Raw genomic sequence first — 15,220 nt, 5'->3', positions numbered from 1 at the left:
GCAATAAATGCAAAGGCGCTTTCGTATCATCCTTTCAATGTGCTTTGGCTAAGTGCGTGCCTGCGCAGCTGCGATACTCTTTTTGATCAGCGGAGAAATCGTTAAACCTTGCACCACGATAGAAAATATCACCACGATGTAAGTCACGATAACCATTAAATTATGTAAATTATGACCATTTGCTAACACGGTATCGTTAGGAATAGACGCCGCCATCGCTAACGCTAGCCCGCCTCGCAAGCCACCCCAAGTCAGAATTCGCACTGAATTTAAGTCATAGCGCCTAAATTGTTTAAACACCAAGTACGGAGCACCCACGCTAACGAATCGAGATAAAAGCACTGCTGGGATCATGCACAGACCGATGGCAATTTCATCTATCGATAACGTCATACTGACGATCAACATGCCAATCAACAAAAACAGTAAGGCATTCAAAAACGTATCAGTGGCATGCCAAAAGTTTTTTATAAAGCGAATACTAGAAATACGCGCCAATGACGCACCTTTAGAGCGCGTTACATTGCCAATAAATATGCCGCACATCACCATCGCCAGTGCGCCTGACACATGCAATGCAATAGCGAGGGCGTAGCCTGCAGACGGAATAGCTAATGTCACTAATAAACGTACATTAAAGTCTGGGCTCTTGACGATAAGAAAATGCGCAACCACGGCTAACACTAAACCAAATACAATACCGCCCACCGCTTCCGATAAAAACAGCTCAGCAACACTGCTAAACGTTGGCTCAACACCACTAAATGCGACCGCGAATAACGTAGAGAAAATAACCAAGCCAACCCCATCATTAAATAGCGATTCCCCTTCGACCTGAATTGAAATGTTCTTCGGCGCCTGCATTTGTTTAATAATGGCTAGCACAGCAATAGGATCCGTAGGGCTGATAAGTGCGCCGAATAACAAGCAATATATAAAGGGCACGTCCCATCCGAATTGCCCCATAATAAATGAGCTTAAATAGCCCACTATCACAGTCGAGACCACAGTGGAAAACAGCACCAAGGTCGTTATTTCCCATCTCTGGCGACGTAGGGCACGTAAATCTATCTCCATCGCCCCGGCAAAAAGCAAAAATCCCAACATGCCATTAAGCAAAATTTGATTAAAATTCAAATCACTTACCACATTGATCAGCGACTGAGCTGATTCATCTCCCAGTAGTTTAACGGCTAAAATCAGCAACAATGAAATCGCTACAGAGCCAGTGGTAATAGCGATGGTCGTTTGCAGTTTAAGTACAAATTGATTGGTAAAAGCAATAAGGACAGCCAGTGCCCCTAAAAAACAAATGAGATTCCAAGCGTCCATGGACGTTCCTATTGATTATTTTGCTGAAGAAATGTGATCAAACACGGCAAAACAGTTAAGTAAATAACTGAAACGAAAATGCTTTCGTTGCCCGGATTCGACTCTACATTTTGGTGTTAGTTAAGGTATATATTTGACGCAGATATAATAACGTAACTCAGCCACAGCGCCTGTTAACATTGATGTGCAAAGTGTTATGGAATGTTACTTTGATGACTTGTGCTTACACCGCTATGAGAAAAATATTTAGCTATATAGGTGTAATACGTTCGAACACTTTAGCCCAGAAAATTTTTAGCGGAATTGATAGCGGATGAGCAACTAAATTCAAATCGATAAGGGGAAACAAATAAAACGCACTTTTATCTCTATGATAATTTCTATTTCAAATTCGTCGTTAGAAAAGTAAGCAAACGGATATGCTCCTCATACTCCCGCAAGCACCTGATCATCATACAAAATACGCCTATCTAGCCAACTAAACTTGCTATTTTTCCCAAGACAGTTAGTATTTTGGACGTCTAAACGTCTATGGTAAAATTATGCAAACTCCGTCACCGTCGTCAAACCCGTATTCCACGACAGCGAAACTCGCGCTGTTGCCTCTGCTCACCTTCTTGGTGCTATTTTTAGGTGTCGGTTTTTATTATCAAGCACAAGGTGTGGAGTATGCATTTTATCAGCTGCCTTCCCCGTCTGCCTTGCTGCCTGCGGTGATACTTGCAGTCCTGTTGTCAAAAGAAACCCTGACCGAAACAATGGCCCGATATATCGAAGGAGCTGGTCACAGCAATATCATTACCATGTGCTTTATTTACCTGTTAGCGGGGGCATTTTCCTCCGTCGCCAAAGCCACTGGCGGGGTAGATGCCACTGTGAGCTTAGGGCTGAGCATCATTCCTGCGCAATTTATTTTGCCTGGTTTATTTTTAATCGCTGGATTTATCGCTACTGCCATGGGTACATCAATGGGCACACTCGCAGCCCTGGGTCCCGTTGGTTTAGGCGTGGCTCAAGCGACTGGTATCGAGCCCGCATTAGTGGCGGGCGTCTTGGTCAGCGGCGCGATATTTGGTGATAACTTATCGATTATATCTGACACCACCATTGCGGCAACGCGCACCCAAGGCTGTGAAATGCGTGATAAATTTAAGGCTAACTTACACCTAGCATTACCGGCTGCATTCATCGTTATTGTATTGCTAATAACGCTAGGTGAAACAGGTGAAGCGAATATTCCACAAGGCACCAATGCCTGGCTAGCCCTGCCCTATTTACTGATTTTGGTGTTAGCGGTTTCTGGAGTGAACGTGTTTGCGGTATTGGTGATCGGCATATTAACTAGCGCCATTATAGGTATGAGTATGACTGAGTATGAATTAGCCTCAGTCGGGCAAGATGTTTACAGCGGTTTTGGTCAGATGCAGGAAATCATGATCCTATCGTTGATGCTTGGCGGGTTATCTGAGTTGATGCGCCAACAAGGGGGGATAGACTTCTTGCTAGGGGCTATCAGCAAGCTAATTCGAGCCTTATCGTTACCGATTAAAATAGGCAATTCTTTGGGTATCGCCGTGCTTATTAGTGCGCTAAACGTGTGCATTGCCAATAACACGGTATCGATTATCGTTGCAGGCAGCACGGCAAAAGCCCTCGCCGAGCAAGGGGGAATTGAGCCTAAGCGCAGCGCAAGCTTACTGGATATTTTCGCTTGCGTTGTACAAGGACTAATTCCATATGGTGGGCAGTTGCTTATTATTGGCGCAACGTTCTCGCTCTCACCTGTGGATGTTATCCCTTACTCGTTTTACTGCTTTATTCTTGCGGGGGTGACCTTATTAAGCTTTGTGTGGCGCGCCAAGAAAGAACGCTAAGCGATAGAAATAGAGCAATGCGCAGATGTTAGTGCATCTATGGTCGTAACATCTGCGGCTTTTTCTCACGAAAATAAAATAAATTTTGTTTATTTGGCTTGATACAAAGCAAAACTCAGTGCCGGTACCGTTACTGTTATCTGCTCATCGCTAAGGTTAAACTCAGTCGCTTCAACAAGCCCTTCATAATCTTTTGATTGCGCTGGTAACGTCATGCTGGCGGCTTCAGTTCCGGCATTAAACACCGCCAAATACTCTTTGCCTTGAGGCAAAGTTCGCGCAAACGCAAACATCATCGAATCCTCATTAAAGTAACGGCTTTTGTACTGGCCCCTGCGCAAAGCGTGATGATCATGTCGTAATTGCGCTAATTCCTTCAACGCCAAATAGATGGGATGAGTACTGTCAAAATTATCGTCTGCAGTACTCGCGTTACTGCCTAGTAATGGATTGTCGTTATCACTGACCACCAGAGACGCAAACATATCCTGTCTAGCGTTTACGTCGTTACCGTCACCGGTAAAACCTTGTTCGTCACCGTAATACACAACCGGAATACCGCGAGATAAGTACATAAACGCGTGAGACAAAATACTGCGATTCAGTTTTTCCGCGTTGCTAGCATTTGGTACCCCTTGTTCAATGAAATAACCTGTGCGGCCCATATCGTGATTACCCAAAAAAGTCATCAGCAAATCGGCCTGACTATCTTCATCTGTATATAAATCGTCTTGAGCAAATAAGGCTTTGATAGCCAGAGGACTTTGTTTGCGATAGAAGACATCTGCCGCAGCTTGCTGAAAGCCGAAGTCCAACACTGATGGCAATTTACCTTCGGTAGTAAAGCGGCTTAGTTGTGCTGGGTCTGGGTCATAGACTTCACCGAAAATATGAAAATTAGGTATGCCCTGCTCCTGTGCATAAGTCATTATCGATGGGCTAAAAGTTTGCCAAAATGGCAAACGAACGTGGCGCACTGTATCAATTCTAAAACCGTCAGGTTTAAATTCTTTGATCAAATTTTTGTAGATTTCAATCATGCCCTGCAATACTTTAGGGTTTTCTGTATCTAAATCATCGAGACCATTGAAATCACCGTTAAGAGAGCTCTCACCCTCGAATGTGGTATCTCCTTGGTTATGGTAATACTGAGGATCATTCAACCAAGCGGGTACTTTTACCGTTTGCTCGTTAAGCGTTACAAAAGGGGTATAATCGTCTCCCTTAGCTTGTTGCTCTATAGACTTATATACGCAGTGGTTATCCCCCTTGAAATCCCCATTAGCATGATGACACTCTTCATACTTCACCACGTCTGCGGTGTGATTGGTAATGATATCGAAAAAGACTTTAATGCCTTTTTTGTGCGCTGCTGCTATTAAGCTTTTAAGGTCATCGTTTGAGCCAAAATGCGGGTCAATTTCTGTGAAATCTACGATCCAATAACCATGATGTGCAACGCCATCACGTTGAACCGCTTTATTGCGCAATATTGGTGTCATCCAAATGGCAGTGATCCCCATATCTTGCAGATATTCAAGTTTCTGCTCGATACCCTTCATATCACCACCGTGAAAGCCTCGGTTTGATGTTGCATCGAAGCCGCCGGCAGATATACCACCGTTTTTATCACCACGATCATTGCTCAGGTCGGCGTTATTAAACCTATCCGGCATCACGAAATAAAAAACGTCGTCGCGAACATCACGCAATAAATAGTTATCGTTTGGTAGTGTGTTATTCGCTGCATCAGCGTCCGTGACAGTGCTGGTGCTGGTGCTTTGTACCGTGTGTTGCTTTTCCTGATTTTGAGCTGTATCACAACCTAAAATTACGCCACTAAGAGAAATAAGTAATAATGCTCTAAGCAATATCATGCTGCGGTCTCCTGCATCTTACCCTTTGTAGCTAAACCACATTCTGCGATTGCCGCTATTCCCAAGGCTTCATCTTCCATTTCGCTCAAACCGCTGACACCGATTGCCCCCACACACCGTGCATCCATAAATACCGGCACACCACCCGCGATCCCGGTAAATTTGCCGTCGTTCCAATAGCCCATGTCTTTATGGGTTTCTTGCGCCCAGCTGGCCAGTTGGCGAGTTGTTTGTCTCTCACGTGCAGCAGTGTACGCTTTGGTTTGCGCCAAGACACCAGCTTGCAAGCTTGCATCATCCATTCGACTGAAACACAACAGCTCACCGTGACTATCGGTGACACAAATAGCAATGTGTTGATTGTTCGCACGCGCCGCTGTTATGGCTGCTTGCATCATGTTTGTTGCCGTATCTAAATCCATTGAAGATCCCGTTGGTTTTTATTCGCTGTTAATTGCTGCTATCCAATGCCATATGATAATGAGTAAGCCCAAATCGATTAAGGTAACTCGTGGCCTTTCGCACTTTCATACAAGGCATACCAATGCTCGCGATTGAGTTGGATATTCATTGCTTGGCAAGACGCGGCGATACGAGCGCAATCTGTGGTGCCGATAACCGGTTGCAGCTGCGCAGGGTGACGTAACAACCACGCCAGCACAATGGCCTCAGGGCTCGTTTGGTATAGTGAGGCGAGCTTCGCTACCAATTGACTTGTACGCTGAACGGCTTCTGGCTGGTCACTAACATCTCGCCCTGAGTACAAGCCTTGCGCTAAGCTGCCCCAGCTTTGCAGTTGGATTTTTTCTTGTCGGCAATATTCCAATGTACCCGCGGTAAAATTAATATCACGTCCATCTGTGTTGCCTGCGTATACACCTTCGTCAATCCAGTGTTGCTGGAGTAAACTGGCTTCAATTTGATTGGCCACTAGTGGCTCATCTAATGCTTTTTGCAAAAAGCTAATTTGGTGATGCTGCATATTCGACACGGCAAAATGGTGTACCTTTCCTTCGCGTTTTAGTGCTGTAAAAGCACTCGCGATGTCTTCAGGTTGCATCAATGGATCTGGTCGGTGGAGCATCAAAACATCTAAATAATCCGTATTTAGCCTTTGTAAACTGCCTTCTACTGACGCTTTTATCCACTCACTTGATAGGTCATAGCGCTTCGGGCCTTTATCATCCGCAAACCGAATACCGCATTTTGATTGAATATAAATCTGTTTTCGCAACTCTGGACGCTCGCTTAGCACCTTCCCGAACACTTGCTCCGCTTTGCCATGAGTATAAATATCCGCATGGTCAAAAAAGTTTATTCCTGATTCTAGTGCGGTATTCACGCAGTCGTTGGCCTGCTCAATGTGCGCCTGAGTAATGGGCGCGTCACTCCAATCTCCCCCGAGCCCCATACAGCCATATGCAAGTGAACTAACGTTCGGTAAATAGTTAGCAAGAGGTAGCGAAGAATAAGTCATAACGAGCCTGTTTATAGCAATCTGATAGATGAACACAGTGTAGTGACTTAACCGCAAAGCAAAAGAGCAAGTTACTGAAAACATTGTTTGATATAGCGAACAATGCAAGGCTAAAATACTTTATTGTTTTTCAGCCTGAACAAGTGTTATGAGCCGTGAACACAAAAAATTTGAACGCTTAATATTATTCAGTGAAGTGGCAAAGCAGCTCAGCTTCACCCGTGCGGCGCAGGTACTATCAATCTCCCGAGGGTATTTGTCGGAACAAATCCGCAAGCTCGAACAAGATATGGGTAAGCATTTATTCATTCGCTCCACGCGCAATGTGTCACTGACCGAAGAAGGAACCCAACTACTCGCAGGAATGAACCACATAAAACGCTCCCTGCTAGAGTTAGAACGGGAAGTACGCCATGACAACGATACCTTAGAAGGTATATTACGCTTAACAGCACCAAGCCAGTTCGCCCAGCGCTATCTACTCGACTTATGCAGCGCATTTCAAGCTGATTACCCAGCAATACGCATTAGCCTAGATTGCAGCTACACCACCCACGACTTAAACCATAATGACTTTGATTTGGCCTTTAGGGCAACGCAAACGCCGCCACAAAACATGGTAGCCAAAAAGTTATTCGATTATCGTCACATGTGTTGTGCCAGCCCTGATTACCTAGCCAAAAACGGCACACCAAATCAGCTGTCGGATTTGCGTAACCATGCCTGTTTACGTCAAAATATGAAGGCCCAGTGGCAATTTAGTGGGCAAAATATACCAGTAGATGGCCCTATTGCTGTGACCGACAACCTCATTTTAAAAAAACATGCGCTTGCAGGAAATGGCATCATTCTAGTGCCAGAATATTTGGTAGATAAAGAAATTCAGCAGGGGTTACTTGTCCCCTTGTTGACTGACTACTTACAAAACGATTTTGCTATTCATCTTATTCACCCTCAGCTGATCCAGCAATCGGCCAGACTGAAAGCGTTTATCGCTTTTACCAAAGACTATTTTGATGCGATGTCAAGGAATGCTAACCCTGGGCACTGCGTGTTATAAAACCGGGCGCTCGCTGAAAATGAGTAGCGGTTGAAAATGAGTAGCGGTTGAAAAAGAGCGCTCACTAAATGTAAAACACCCCATTACCGATACAAGGTAAATGGGGTGTGGTATTCGCCTATGGCGTCTTATATTGACTTAGAGGGCTGCTGCTAAGCGTGTTCCTTGATCGATAGCGCGTTTCGCGTCAAGCTCAACAGCCACATCGGCCCCACCAATCAAATGATGAGGTTTCGTTAAGCCCTCGACCAGTTCTCGTAGTGGCTCTTGCCCTGCGCAAATAATGACATTGTCTACATCCAGAACCTGCACTTCGTCATTGACCTTAATATGAATACCTTGGTCGTCAATTTTGAGGTACTCACAGCCGGCAATCATACTTACCCCTTTACTGAGTAACCCAACGCGATGAGCCCAACCAGTGGTTTTACCTAAACCGGCCCCAACTTTGGTTGTTTTACGTTGTAGCAAGAATATTTCTCGTGGAGAAGGTGCAGGTTGTGGTTTAACCCCTTCAATACCGCCCCGAGAAGAAAAGGTCATGTCGATGCCCCACTCTTTCATAAAGGCAGGAATATTCAAACTGGTTGATTCACCAGAATGTGATAGAAACTCCGATACATCAAAGCCGATACCACCAGCACCAATTACAGCGACCTTTTTACCCACTGGTTTATGCTCTTTTATAACCTCAATGTAAGTCATCACTTTAGCATGATCGATGCCTTCAATCGGTGGAGTACGAGGCTCAATACCTGTGGCGACTATCACGTCATCAAAGTCACTGTCATTTAAGTCGCTGGCCGTCACACGCGTATTAAGCTTGACGGTCACCTTGTGTAATTCAAGTTGGCGCTTGAAGTAACGGATTGTCTCGTAAAACTCTTCTTTACCCGGCACTTGCTTAGCAATATTAAACTGCCCGCCAAGTTCGTCTGCAGAATCAAACAACGTCACCTTGTGCCCCCGCTCAGCAGCCGTTTTCGCAGCAGCAAGACCGGCAGGGCCACCACCGATAACAGCAATATTTTTAGGTGTTTGTGTTGGCAAAATACTCAGTTCAGTTTCATGACAGGCTCTTGGGTTAACCAAACAACTGGTCATCTTGCCCTCGAATACGTGATCCAAACAGGCTTGGTTGCAGCCTATACAGGTGTTGATTTCATCAGAACGGTTCTCAATGGCTTTGAGCACAAAATCAGGGTCAGCCAAGAATGGACGTGCCATAGAGACCATATCTGCATCGCCGCGCGCAAGAACTTGCTCTGCCACCTCTGGGGTGTTAATTCGATTCGAGGTGATAACCGGAATCGACAACGACTCGCGAAACTTCGCCGTAACCCAAGTAAACGCCGCTCGGGGTACCTTAGTCGCTATGGTAGGAATACGCGCTTCATGCCAGCCGATGCCGGTATTGATAATGGTAGCTCCGGCTTTTTCAATAAGTTTACCTAGCTCAACGACTTCCTCATAAGTAGAACCGCCTTCTACCAAGTCCAGCATAGACAGACGATAAATAATAATGAACTTATCCCCTACGGCTTCACGTACCCGGCGTACAACCTCTAAGGGCAACTTAATACGATTTTCGTAACTGCCGCCCCACTGATCGTCACGCTGGTTGGTGCGCGCCGCGATAAATTGATTTAAGAAATAGCCTTCTGAGCCCATGATTTCCACACCATCGTAACCCGCTTTTTGCGCTTGCGTAGAGGTGAAAATGAAATCTTCTATTTGTTTCTCAATGCCATCGTCATCCAGGGCTTTGGGCTTAAATGGATTGATAGGCGCTTGTACCGCAGAAGGTGCCACCAAATTAGGGTTGTAGGCGTAACGTCCTGTATGCAAAATTTGCATACAGATTTTGCCACCCTCGTTATGCACCGCATCAGTGATCATCTTATGTTGCGCCACTTCTTTATCATTGCTCAGGCGTTTGGTGTGCTGATGTGTCGCACCTTCATCGTTCGGGCCAATGCCTCCTGTTACGATAAGGCCAACCCCGCCTCTGGCACGTTCAGCAAAAAATTTTGCCATACGCTCGTGACCATTCGGTGCTTCTTCAAGCCCAGTGTGCATCGAGCCCATCAGTACGCGGTTTTTCAATTTGGTAAAGCCTAAATCTAAAGGTTTAAGCAAATTTGGATAAACACTAGCGCCTGCTGTATTTACTGTAGATGTTGTCATTTTTCGGTCCTATTTGTTCTGTGCCAGCGTTTATTTACGCTGCATACCACTAATGTTTTTATGTAACTCTTCGTATACGGGTTTACGTCGCTCTTTGGCAGCCCCCATGGCTTCTTGAATATCAGGCATTTGAAACATACCGGTTTGCCACGTGGCCATATAGTTAAGGGCATCTGCTACTGTGTGGTCACGTGTGTAGTTAATCATTTCCTTACACCCAGCCACGGCCAGCGGTGAATGACCTGCAATTTGTGCTGCAATTTTCATTACACCTGCCAGTAAGCTTTCTTGGTCGTCAAAAACTTGATTGACTAAGCCAGACTCTTTCGCTTCTTGAGCTCCCATATTGCGCCCGGTATATGCAAGCTCACGTACCAGCCCTTGAGGAATAAGATGTGGCAATCGCTGTAGCGTACCTACATCAGCAGTCATGCCGATTTCAGTTTCTTTGATGGTGAAAAAAGTATCTTGGGTGCAGTAGCGACTGTCGGCTGCGCAAACCATGTCTACGGCACCACCAATCACCCCGCCCTGCATGGCGACCAACACTGGCATACGCACTGATTCAAGTGCATTAAAACTGTCTTGTAACTCAAGCACCATGCGGCGCATGCGCTCAGCGCGACGGCCAGGTTCACCAACAAAATCTTGGCCCATTTGAGTGAAAACAGACAAGTCCATGCCAGCACTGAAATGTTTACCTTGAGACGAAATAACGATAACGCGAGCAGCGGATTGCTCATCGATTTTGCGCACTGTGGCTGGCAATTCATGCCAAAAGATAGGGATCATGCTATTTAACGCTTCAGGGCGTGATAGCTGGATATGAGCAATATGCTGGTCAATGCTAACACTCAAGGTTTCCAGCTTTGAAAAATCTAAATCAGACACGTTATTCTCCATTTTACGGATTTTAGGTTGCTAATTAGCGTGTTTTCTCGTGAAAAACGATTTCACGCCTATCAGCCAGTTAAACTAGACAACGTCAAGATAAAGTCTTATTTTGACGCTGTCAAGATATGTGGTAAATTCTCAACTATGAAAAATACATCATCTAAAAAAACGGTTTCTGGTAAAGGCAGTTACCATCACGGCGATCTTCGTTCTAGCTTGCTTGAAGCGGCGAAAGCCATGCTCAGCGATGGCGGCATTGAAGGCCTGTCGTTGCGAAAATTGGCCGATCGTGTGGGCGTGTCGCGAACGGCGCCCTATCACCATTTCAAAGATAAAAATGAGTTGCTGTGTGCCATTGCCCAAGAAGGCTTTGACCATTGGCACAGCAATGCAGAGCGAATATTGGCGCAAACCGGCATTAGTGCTCGGGATAAATATCATCAGTTTTTTCAAAGCTACATTGGCTATGCCGCTGAAAATCCCGAAATGTACGACTTGATGTTTGGCCGCACCATTTGGAAACAAAATAGTGCAACCACGGCCCTGCGTGATATCGCTTATCCGAGTTTTCAACGACAAGTGGAAATGACCAAAAAGTGGCAAGAGCAGGGCCTGATGTCATCCGATGAAGACACCCTAAGATTGGCCCAAGTCACTTGGGGCACTATGCACGGGATCGCGCGCTTACTCATCGACGGAATATACGCAGATCGCAGCCATATCGAAGAAATGTGCACCTGTGCCGTTAACTTGTTTATTCGCGAGCCAGCTTAAACATAAGCGGCTCGTAAGCGTTGTTTGAATATTTTACCGCTGTCTTCTCTGGGCAACTGGTTATGTATGTCCAGCTTTTTGGGCCATTTGAAACGCCCGAGTTTTCCATCTAGAAAGGCGTGAACTTGTTCAATATCGAGATAGCTGTCGGGCGTGCATTGCACAGCTAAAACAATCATTTCACCGAATTCAGCATGGGGAACGCCAAAAACCGCGCAATCCTCGATTTGCGGCATATGTATGAGTAGCGCTTCAATTTCTGCAGGAAAGATATTCGCCCCACCAGAGATGATCATGTCTTTTTTTCGATCATTGATATACAGGTAATCTTCGTCATCTAAATACCCCATATCACCGAGAGTCGTGTAATTTTGGTGGTGCAATCCATCGAGCGTTCCTTGGGTGTTGGTGTACTTAAACGGCCCAAACATGGGTAGATTCACATAGATTGAGCCCGTTTCGCCGGTGGGCAATGGTTGCATATCGTCATCCAGGATAATGATTGAACCACCAGGGATCGCCTTGCCGACCGAGCCCGGTTTGCTGGCCGCCTCTGGTGAGGAGATTAAGGTCATAAACCCTAACTCACTGGCCCCATAGGATTCATAAAAAATCGGCCCAAACCAATCGATCATGCCTTTTTTCACTTCTACTGGCCAAGCCGACCCCGTCGAGAGTGCATAGCGTAGACTTGAAACATCATATTGTTCACGTACGTTTTGCGGCAATTTCAGTAAACGCACCATCATGGTCGGTACTATGTATGTGTGGGTAATTTGGTATTTCTGCACATCGGCCAAAAACTGCTCTGGCTCAAACTTAGGCTCTAGGTATACCTCAATATTACCAGCCGCTAAGCAACACAAAGTCAGAGCGTGAGGCGCACTGTGGTATAGCGGCGCGGCATTATAAAACCGATCACCTTTATCGAGTTGCATTAGCGCCTTAGCAAGGCCAGCAAACACCACGTAAGGATCAGGCCTTTGTTCATCGTATTCACGTTTTATCCCTTTAGGCCGCCCAGTGCTGCCTGAGGTATAAGAAAACATCCCCCGAAATCGCTGAGGCTCAGATTGTATAGGCGGCGTAGTCGATAATAGCGTGGCTAGGCTTTCATGCTCAAAGGCTGCTGGTATAACACTTTCTTCAGTTTTGTTTGTAGTCTTGGTTTGAGTGTAACGAGACAGCACTGCCTGCGGGGTTTTCACACTGACAATAGATAGCTCACGTGGCATTGGCTGGGTAAATTTAGCAAGTAAATCCGTATGACCAATAAGCACCTTCGCACCACTATCAGTCAATATTGGCATCAGCTCGGCTTGGGTTCCGTGCCAGTTGAGCGTGACATAATACGCACCAACATAGCGACAGGCCTCAACGATTTCGTACAAGGTAGTATCGTTGCGCAGCAAAATGGCAATAACATCGCCGGTAGTAACGCCTTTATCACTGAGTAAGTGCGCTATTTTCTTAGCTCGCGTGGTCATATCACTACGATCCACTTGAGTACCGCTTAAATAAAAATGCCCTGCCATATGTGCCTCCTGATTACGCTTTTCATTAACGTTTATTTAATACCAATCCGCATTAATAAGTGACCGCCTCAGAATGCGTCCAGCGGTTTTTGATTAAGGCGTCGCTATGTAGTAATGGTTGTTCCCTTTCAAATAGTGAGAACGCAGAGCAAAAGCCGCTGGGGCATTTCTTGTAGGCGAGTTTTAAAAGGGCTTACACTGCGTTGCATGACTTCGAAAGAGAACACCTATTCATTCAGTCATGCGCCTTGTTTAAGCCCTTTTAAACTCTCGCTGAGTCATCACTTATTAACGTGGAATGGTATAACAACCATGCGACTGGTTCGAGAATACCTCAAGCCTGTACACAAGGCGTATCAGATTTATAAATGGCGTTCTATTTCGAGAATGAATATCGTGGCCGTCGGGTAAGTTAAGAGGTTGGTAAATGTTAAAGGCTTCTGGTTCGCCCCTATCGCTAACGTAAGGTGCATAGAAGAGCAAGTTGATTGCAGCTTAAAGGGTAATCGGCAGTTATGCGTTAAATGACAGAATCCTAATCTTTATCCATAGTGCCCATGGCACTGAGGATCACGTCAGTTAAAACGGCGAGATCTATGTGGTCTTTGTCGGCAAAGTTAATACACCCCTTTCCCGTTTTTTGTTCTGGATAGCGTTTTTTATAAGGTGCGATATGCGCTAACTGACATGTATAAACAGACAGATAATGTTTTTGATTTGCCACTGAAATCCACCCATTTCCAGCGGTAAAGGTTGGCATTTTATAGCGCATAGAGACAACAGCTTGAGGAAATAACTGCTGAACCAATTCAACCAACTGCGTCAAACGAGCACGCCGTTCTGGTGGCGCGCTATCAATATAGTCAACTATCTCGCTTGGCAACTCTGGCATGTTCATTCTCCCTGTTATAGATTTCCTGCATTTTTAGAAAAATTTATTTTCGCTACCAAAACGCTAAAATTAAGAATGCGTTTACGTAAACAAGCGCATAAACCACCCTTTTTCTAATTCTTCACGGCAACCTTTGAGTTGAGTCGCATAACGTAATGAACGAGCTTTGACTGTTTTCGCTACTTTTTGAAGCCAACGTTTTTTGCGATAACTCTTCCGTTTATAACCGCCCCACCCCTCGTGATAATTCAAATATTGCAACTCAGCGTCCCACTTTGAAACACCGTTTATTTTATGGGTTTTACTAATGAACCATCCCATAAAGTCCATAGCATCTTCAAAATCTTCTCTACTCGCCCAACCATTCCCTGTTTCACGTTTGTAATCGGCCCACGTGGGTGTTTTGGCTTGAGAATAACCATAAGCACTACTCACTCGCCCCCAGGGGATCAAGCCGAAAAACACATAGTCTTTTGGTGGCAATGCATCCGCTCGAAATGAGCTTTCTTGATACATCATTGCCATAGGCACATGAATAGGAACACCCCATTTATCGGTCATGTCTTCCCCCGCATCAAACCAGTCACGCTTTTCCAGAAATATTTCACAAATATTGCTTATATTTTTTGGCGGTGTGGTAGTGCAACTACAAAGCCACAAGAGCGACACACACAGGAAGGAATTGCGAAGCCAAGTTGTATTAGTTAACAAATCGCGAGACATACGTCACTCTCGTCAGAAGTTAAAATAAATGTTATTACGATTTTCTACGTATAACACGGGTGAGCAATCTTAACCCGATCGTCACGATGAAGGTAAGCCCGCAAACAAAATTGCCCTAAGATTATTATACACGTACGACGAATACGCACTTTATCGCGTTCCCATTGAACTAAAGTAGAGCACTCTACTCTTAAGCCGTGTGTGTTTTAGATTATGTGTGTTCCTTATTAGCATTATTGATATTAGGATTATTGAGCCCAACATTTTGTTGGGCTTTTTTTGTTCAAGTTTTTTGAAATGCGTTTTCGCTATATTGTCAGTTCCAAATGTTTTATGTCGTTAGCGCAAGAGGCTGTGCGCTAACCACTTGTCGACACCCTCTGAATCCGATTGCCATGTTCACAACAAAAAATAAAAGCGCATCCTTATCCCCTCCGCAGACGCCGACTTTAGTACTACTGACCAAATATTTATAATTTTTGCACTTTTATCTGAACTAAATGAAGAATGTACCGGTCATAAGTAGCGTGTGTTTTAGTTTATGTGTGTTTCCTGATTAAACTATTTAGCCCAGCTTCTTAGCTGGGCTTTTTTT

Annotated in this window: 12 protein-coding genes; 3 read left to right on the top strand and 9 right to left on the bottom strand. The window is 45.1% G+C overall.

The genetic code is table 11. The annotated features are described in order from the left end of the window. Positions 1 to 48: 48 nt before the first annotated feature. Entirely contained in the window at positions 49 to 1,332 is a 1,284-nt protein-coding gene (locus GCHA_RS07680; protein ID WP_007986791.1) for a cation:proton antiporter, read from the bottom strand. A 542-nt stretch (positions 1,333 to 1,874) separates the two neighbouring features. On the opposite strand from GCHA_RS07680, the gene GCHA_RS07675 reads away from it, so the two are divergent. Then, positions 1,875 to 3,206, top strand: a complete 1,332-nt coding sequence (locus tag GCHA_RS07675) for a Na+/H+ antiporter NhaC family protein (protein WP_007986789.1) — start codon at positions 1,875 to 1,877, stop codon at positions 3,204 to 3,206. An 89-nt stretch (positions 3,207 to 3,295) separates the two neighbouring features. Here the strand turns inward: GCHA_RS07675 and GCHA_RS07670 are convergent, their stop codons facing one another. The 3 genes from GCHA_RS07670 to GCHA_RS07660 all read right to left on the bottom strand — a co-directional run bounded on the left by GCHA_RS07670 (position 3,296) and on the right by GCHA_RS07660 (position 6,560). Beyond that, entirely contained in the window at positions 3,296 to 5,083 is a 1,788-nt protein-coding gene (locus GCHA_RS07670) for an alpha-amylase family glycosyl hydrolase (protein ID WP_007986787.1), read from the bottom strand. Next, positions 5,080 to 5,505, bottom strand: coding sequence for a GlcG/HbpS family heme-binding protein (locus tag GCHA_RS07665; protein ID WP_007986785.1), 426 nt, complete (start codon positions 5,503 to 5,505; stop codon positions 5,080 to 5,082). Before GCHA_RS07665 ends, GCHA_RS07670 begins: the two co-directional genes overlap by 4 nt. A 77-nt stretch (positions 5,506 to 5,582) precedes the next feature. Beyond that, on the bottom strand, positions 5,583 to 6,560 hold the full coding sequence (locus GCHA_RS07660) for an aldo/keto reductase (RefSeq protein ID WP_007986783.1): 978 nt from the start codon (positions 6,558 to 6,560) through the stop codon (positions 5,583 to 5,585). 148 nt (positions 6,561 to 6,708) lie between these two features. On the opposite strand from GCHA_RS07660, the gene GCHA_RS07655 reads away from it, so the two are divergent. Continuing rightward, positions 6,709 to 7,620 (top strand): LysR family transcriptional regulator, encoded by a 912-nt coding sequence (locus GCHA_RS07655; RefSeq protein ID WP_007986781.1) that lies wholly within the window; start codon positions 6,709 to 6,711, stop codon positions 7,618 to 7,620. A 138-nt stretch (positions 7,621 to 7,758) separates the two neighbouring features. Here the strand turns inward: GCHA_RS07655 and GCHA_RS07650 are convergent, their stop codons facing one another. Both GCHA_RS07650 and GCHA_RS07645 read right to left on the bottom strand, forming a co-directional pair. Continuing rightward, the gene (locus tag GCHA_RS07650) at positions 7,759 to 9,807 is read right to left on the bottom strand and encodes an NADPH-dependent 2,4-dienoyl-CoA reductase (RefSeq protein ID WP_007986779.1); all 2,049 of its coding nucleotides are present in this window, start codon (positions 9,805 to 9,807) and stop codon (positions 7,759 to 7,761) included. Positions 9,808 to 9,837: 30 nt separating this feature from the next. After that, positions 9,838 to 10,710, bottom strand: a complete 873-nt coding sequence (locus GCHA_RS07645) for a crotonase/enoyl-CoA hydratase family protein (RefSeq protein WP_191867321.1) — start codon at positions 10,708 to 10,710, stop codon at positions 9,838 to 9,840. Positions 10,711 to 10,845: 135 nt separating this feature from the next. Here GCHA_RS07645 and GCHA_RS07640 point away from each other — a divergent pair, with 135 nt between their 5' ends. Beyond that, complete coding sequence (locus GCHA_RS07640) at positions 10,846 to 11,475, top strand: TetR/AcrR family transcriptional regulator (protein ID WP_007986774.1); 630 nt, start codon at positions 10,846 to 10,848, stop codon at positions 11,473 to 11,475. On the opposite strand, the gene GCHA_RS07635 is transcribed toward GCHA_RS07640, so the two are convergent. The 3 genes from GCHA_RS07635 to GCHA_RS07625 all read right to left on the bottom strand — a co-directional run bounded on the left by GCHA_RS07635 (position 11,472) and on the right by GCHA_RS07625 (position 14,625). Continuing rightward, the gene (locus GCHA_RS07635; RefSeq protein WP_007986773.1) at positions 11,472 to 13,010 is read right to left on the bottom strand and encodes an AMP-binding protein; all 1,539 of its coding nucleotides are present in this window, start codon (positions 13,008 to 13,010) and stop codon (positions 11,472 to 11,474) included. The two genes, GCHA_RS07640 and GCHA_RS07635, sit on opposite strands and share 4 nt — an antisense overlap. A 535-nt stretch (positions 13,011 to 13,545) precedes the next feature. Further along, entirely contained in the window at positions 13,546 to 13,902 is a 357-nt protein-coding gene (locus GCHA_RS07630; RefSeq protein ID WP_007986771.1) for an iron chaperone, read from the bottom strand. Positions 13,903 to 13,983: 81 nt separating this feature from the next. Continuing rightward, the gene (locus GCHA_RS07625) at positions 13,984 to 14,625 is read right to left on the bottom strand and encodes a transglycosylase SLT domain-containing protein (RefSeq protein ID WP_013754296.1); all 642 of its coding nucleotides are present in this window, start codon (positions 14,623 to 14,625) and stop codon (positions 13,984 to 13,986) included. Positions 14,626 to 15,220 lie beyond the last annotated feature (595 nt).

Source organism: Paraglaciecola chathamensis S18K6 (assembly GCA_000314955.1).
Classification (GTDB): domain Bacteria; phylum Pseudomonadota; class Gammaproteobacteria; order Enterobacterales; family Alteromonadaceae; genus Paraglaciecola; species Paraglaciecola chathamensis.
Note: the sequence above shows the minus strand (reverse complement) of the source record. Positions and strands in the feature narration are given on the sequence as shown.

Coding starts and splice junctions, on each gene's coding strand:
- GCHA_RS07680 (WP_007986791.1), bottom strand. CDS start 1,332: ATGGACGCTTGGAATCTCATTTGTTTTTTAGGGGCACTGGCTGTCCTT.
- GCHA_RS07675 (WP_007986789.1), top strand. CDS start 1,875: ATGCAAACTCCGTCACCGTCGTCAAACCCGTATTCCACGACAGCGAAA.
- GCHA_RS07670 (WP_007986787.1), bottom strand. CDS start 5,083: ATGATATTGCTTAGAGCATTATTACTTATTTCTCTTAGTGGCGTAATT.
- GCHA_RS07665 (WP_007986785.1), bottom strand. CDS start 5,505: ATGGATTTAGATACGGCAACAAACATGATGCAAGCAGCCATAACAGCG.
- GCHA_RS07660 (WP_007986783.1), bottom strand. CDS start 6,560: ATGACTTATTCTTCGCTACCTCTTGCTAACTATTTACCGAACGTTAGT.
- GCHA_RS07655 (WP_007986781.1), top strand. CDS start 6,709: ATGAGCCGTGAACACAAAAAATTTGAACGCTTAATATTATTCAGTGAA.
- GCHA_RS07650 (WP_007986779.1), bottom strand. CDS start 9,807: ATGACAACATCTACAGTAAATACAGCAGGCGCTAGTGTTTATCCAAAT.
- GCHA_RS07645 (WP_191867321.1), bottom strand. CDS start 10,710: ATGGAGAATAACGTGTCTGATTTAGATTTTTCAAAGCTGGAAACCTTG.
- GCHA_RS07640 (WP_007986774.1), top strand. CDS start 10,846: ATGAAAAATACATCATCTAAAAAAACGGTTTCTGGTAAAGGCAGTTAC.
- GCHA_RS07635 (WP_007986773.1), bottom strand. CDS start 13,010: ATGGCAGGGCATTTTTATTTAAGCGGTACTCAAGTGGATCGTAGTGAT.
- GCHA_RS07630 (WP_007986771.1), bottom strand. CDS start 13,902: ATGCCAGAGTTGCCAAGCGAGATAGTTGACTATATTGATAGCGCGCCA.
- GCHA_RS07625 (WP_013754296.1), bottom strand. CDS start 14,625: ATGTCTCGCGATTTGTTAACTAATACAACTTGGCTTCGCAATTCCTTC.